Source organism: Microcoleus sp. OTE_8_concoct_300, from assembly GCF_031383065.1.
GTDB lineage: Bacteria > Cyanobacteriota > Cyanobacteriia > Cyanobacteriales > Microcoleaceae > Microcoleus.
Genome location: NZ_JANMZH010000440.1, coordinates 1 through 4,516 on the forward strand (window position 1 = coordinate 1; position 4,516 = coordinate 4,516).

The following is a 4,516-nucleotide window of genomic DNA, read 5'->3' on the forward strand; positions in this document are numbered from 1 at the left end:
CTTTTCGGTACATGAACGAAAGTGCTGCTGTGCATGGCTTTTGACTAATTTTAGCTCATAGTCTTACACATTGTCAACGCCGAACGCGAGTCAAAGTCTTTTGAGGTAAGGGTTTTAGGCTTATTCAGCAAGCCCTATGTAGGCTTACTTATTCATTCATTCTTTCTTTCTTTCATATCCTTCGCCGCTAAAGCATAACCTCCATCAGCGCCATCTACAAAATGCACTTGTCGGCCGCCGCGTTCAAACACCAAACAAGTCATCAACGCCCTGTCAGAAACGTGCAAACCGTAAACCAGCTTGCCTTCTCGGTAATTCCTTTCCAAGTACCGCGTCAATTTTTTTCGTCTCCACTCATTGCCAGAAATTACCATTCTCAACATATCATCAAATTTGCGGTAATCCGTAGCTGCGATCGCAATATCTTTATAAACGCCCCAATCTAACTCTTCTGTCTTAACCTTCAAATTCATTAGCAGCGAACCAAGCGCCGTCTCTAACTGTATTTTTGATAAATATAGCTGGCGGTCTAACCAACCAGCACTGCTCGCCCTAACTAGAGTTTCTTTAATCAGTTTTGTGCTATTCAATGTCAATTTTAGAGTTTTACTGTCGATAGGATTTAAACAAGTTTCCTCGCCGTAAATGTATTTGATTTTTTTTAAAATGTCTCTATAAAAATGATGGCTATGCTGGCCAAAATCCGCTCGCACCATTACCAGCAGCGTTACTATTTCCCCGTACTTGCTGGGAATATCCTGCCATCGGCACTCCAATCCCGAAAAATCGGCTGTTGAAGAAACGCCATTATTTTTAAGGCTGTAAATATTACCAGCAACCGGGTCTTTAATAAGTTCAGTAGCACGGGTTAAGCCGCCGCCGATAAAAACAGCTTGGCTGTAATTTTCCGAAACTTTAAACTTAGCTATTTTTACCGGATAATTAGCTGCTACCACAACTTTAACCGGCACGACCCCAACTCGCAAATCCATGTCAAATTCTGTCTTAGCCAGTTGTTGAGTGGCCAGCAAAGCTTTCTGGGCAGCGGGTAAAAGCGATGGCCCTATTAAAAGAGAACCGCCGTCGCCACCAAACACAAACGGAATCTCAGTTTGGCCTGCTACATTCAAAACAGCAACGATCGAACAAGCCCCCAATAAGTTAACTTCTTTGTATTTTCCAGATTCAATCGCTTGTGTAGAACCGCGAATATCTGTGACAACAATGTACCAGTCATCAGGTACGTCAACAAAATTACCGATCTCGGTAATCTTGAGAAAATTGTCCAGTAAAGGTAATTCGGAATAGAAATTTTCGGAATTCATGTTATGATTTTCCAGATTTGCTATTAAACTTAGTGAAGCCTTTTAGCACTAGCGTTTGTAACTATTTGTGTCTCAACAGCAGAAGCCCTCTCGTTCCCTAGCGGGGATTGCCGGCATTGTCGCAGTCGCCACTATAATTAGCAAAGTCTTTGGATTGGTGCGCCAAATTGCGATCGCCGCAGCCTTTGGAGTCGGCGTCGCCGTCGATGCCTACAACTACGCCTACGTCATCCCTGGCTTCTTATTTATTTTGCTCGGAGGGATTAACGGGCCATTTCACAGCGCCATAGTCAGCGTTTTAGCCCGCCGCGACAAAAAAGAAGCCGCACCCTTAGTCGAGACTATCACCACCTTAGTCGGCGGCTTGCTGCTGTTGGTAACAGTAGCTTTAATTATTTTTGCCGATCCCCTGATCGATTTGGTAGCACCGGGATTAAATAGAACAGCAGAAGGTTTACAAATAAAAGCAATTGCCGTCCAGCAATTCCGGATTATGGCGCCGATGGCATTACTTTCAGGCTTAATCGGCATTGGTTTCGGCACTCTCAACGCCGCCGATATGTACTGGTTGCCTTCGATTAGCCCTTTATTTTCCAGCGTTGCACTTGTCGGCGGTTTGGGGATTCTCGCACTGCAACTCGGAGACAAAATTATTCAGCCAGAATACGCACTAATGGGCGGCCTAGTGTTAGCTTGGGGAACTTTAGCGGGCGCAGTTTTGCAGTGGTTGGTGCAACTCGTGGCGCAGTCGCGCGCCGGCTTGGGAACATTGCGCTTGCGGTTTAATTTTAAACGCCCCGGAGTGCAAGAAGTAGTTAAGGTGATGGTTCCTGCTACCTTATCATCAGGAATGCTGCAAATAAATGTCTATACTGACCTATTTTTCGCATCCTACATCCCTCAAGCTGCCTCTGCGTTGGGTTACAGCGGCTTGTTAGTTATGACGCCTTTAGGCATCATTTCTAATGTAATTTTAGTGCCATTTCTACCCATATTTTCTCGCCTCACCGATCCGAGAGATTGGCCGGAATTAAAAGATCGCATTCATCAATCTTTAGTTTTGACGGCCCTTACGATGCTGCCGCTGAGCGCTTTAATGGTAACGCTGGCTGGGCCTATCGTCCGCGTTGTTTACGAACGCTATGCTTTTGATCGATCGGCCTCGGATTTTGTTACGCCGATATTGATGGCTTACAGTATTGGAATGTTTGTGTATTTGGGACGCGACGTTTTGGTACGGGTATTTTACGCTTTGGGAGACGGGGAAACCCCTTTTCGCATCAGTATTATCAATATCTTTTTAAACGGTCTTTTGGATTATTTGTTAGTAGAAGCTTTTGGCGCGCCCGGATTAGTTTTGGCGACGGTGGGAGTGAATCTTCTTTCGATGATTATGCTTTTGTACTTTTTAGATAAAAAGCTGGGTGGCCTGCCTTGGGGGGAGTGGAGTTTGCCGTTTCTGGGGTTAGCTTCTGGCAGTTCTCTAACTGCTTTCGTCACCTTGGCTACTCTGCAAGTCTGTCAAAGAGTTTTGGGTACTGAAGGTTTAGTAATTCAATTAGTGCAGTTGAGTGTAGCAAGTTTTGTAGGGTTAGGGGTTTTTGCCCTGTTTGTCAGTCAGATGAAGTGGCCGGAAGTTGATATGTTTGTCGATCGCATTCGGGGCCGTTTTCGCAAATAAATATCAGAAAATTGTGGCAAATTCAAAGAATCAACAAAAGTGATATCGCCCCTTGAGTAAAAACCGACAAAAAAAAGGCTCTCGCCCTTAAATCCCAATCAACATTTATCTGCGTTAATCCGCGTACATCTGCCACCATCTGCGGTTAAAATTCCCAAGTAATTAACCGAGAAATTTCGTCAGTCTGAAAACCCAAAGCCATCGGCTTTTGTACTTGAGGAATCACCTGGACATCATAGAGTTCCGTAAAAATTCCTTCAAACCGCAACCAGTGACGATCGCCCGATTCGTCAAATCAATCACCATGATACCACTGGTTTCTGGCACAGCACCAATTAACATTAACCTGCTGGTTTGATAGGTAGTGCAAGCGAGACTGATTCGTTGTTGGGTTAACCAAGATGGAAAATCGCGATCGCCAAAAATCTCGTGTTCTTGGGCTGTCTTCAAAACTGAGGAATCGTGGATTGAACCAGAAAGCATATATTTTATACAAATTATTGCGAGGGCGATCGTATCCAAATAAAATTGCTAAGCTGAAAATTGTTTCAAATATAAAAATATTCTACTAATGCTAAATACAATTAGAGAGATCGCCTTCATCGGCTCCGACATCCCAGACAGTCAAACCCTGATCGCGGGCATCAAAAAAGGCATCGAAACCGCCAGACTCGACCCAAACCAGGATGCAATAGCACAAATCACCCAAACCCTCAAAGGCAAAAAATACTCAGCCATCCACATCATCTGTCACGGCGCCCCCGGTCATCTGCAGTTAGGAAATACAGCATTAAATATTGAAACCCTCCCCCACTACACTTTTCTGATACAACAGTGGCGAGAAAGCCTGAGTGCAGAGGCATCCATCCTACTGTACGGGTGCAACGTCGCCCAGAGTGTAGGGGCCGCTTTGCCTACAGATTTGAGAATAATCGACAACTCAAATAAACCCGCCCCCAGCCCACCATGCGGCAATCAATTCCTGACTCAACTGCACCAACTCACCGGGGCTTTCATCGTCGCCAACCCCAACCCCACGGGCAACTGGGAACGAGGAGGAAGCTGGAAACTCACTTCATCCATCCCCCCATCCCCGACACAACCCAAACTCGCCCTCACAGAAACCGCCCTCAAAACCTACAGCGGCATCCTGGGTTTAGCCCCCAAAGTAGACTTCCCCACTGGGAGTTTCCCCACATCAGTCAGCATCGGCGACATCAACGGCGACGGTTCACCAGATGTAGCTGTGGCGAACGCTGGCAGCAACACCACCTCCATCCTGATCAACACCACCCCCACAGCCGCCACCACCCCCACCTTCGCCCCCAAAGTAGACTTCAACACTGGGACTTACCCCAGATCAGTCAGCATCAGCGACATCAACGGCGACGGTTCACCAGATGTAGCAACGGCGAACATTTTCAGCAACACCACCTCCATCCTGATCAACACCACCCCCACAGGCACCACCACCCCCACCTTCGCCCCCAAAGTAGACTTCAACACTGGG

The 4,516-nt window shown here is 46.4% G+C and carries 4 protein-coding genes; 2 read left to right on the forward strand and 2 right to left on the reverse strand.

From position 1 onward, the window contains the following. Positions 1-152: 152 nt before the first annotated feature. Positions 153-1,325, reverse strand: a complete 1,173-nt coding sequence (locus ACUVJL_RS20055; protein ID WP_445247442.1) for a DUF3095 domain-containing protein — start codon at positions 1,323-1,325, stop codon at positions 153-155. A 67-nt stretch (positions 1,326-1,392) separates the two neighbouring features. Between ACUVJL_RS20055 and murJ the strand changes: the two genes are divergently transcribed. Next, positions 1,393-3,006 (forward strand): murein biosynthesis integral membrane protein MurJ, encoded by a 1,614-nt coding sequence (murJ, locus tag ACUVJL_RS20060; protein WP_445247443.1) that lies wholly within the window; start codon positions 1,393-1,395, stop codon positions 3,004-3,006. Between the two features lie 222 nt (positions 3,007-3,228). Here the strand turns inward: murJ and ACUVJL_RS20065 are convergent, their stop codons facing one another. Beyond that, the gene (locus ACUVJL_RS20065; RefSeq protein ID WP_445247444.1) at positions 3,229-3,489 is read right to left on the reverse strand and encodes a hypothetical protein; all 261 of its coding nucleotides are present in this window, start codon (positions 3,487-3,489) and stop codon (positions 3,229-3,231) included. Between the two features lie 88 nt (positions 3,490-3,577). Here ACUVJL_RS20065 and ACUVJL_RS20070 point away from each other — a divergent pair. Next, on the forward strand, positions 3,578-4,516 hold a 939-nt coding region (locus tag ACUVJL_RS20070), incomplete at its 3' end, for a DUF4347 domain-containing protein (protein ID WP_445247445.1).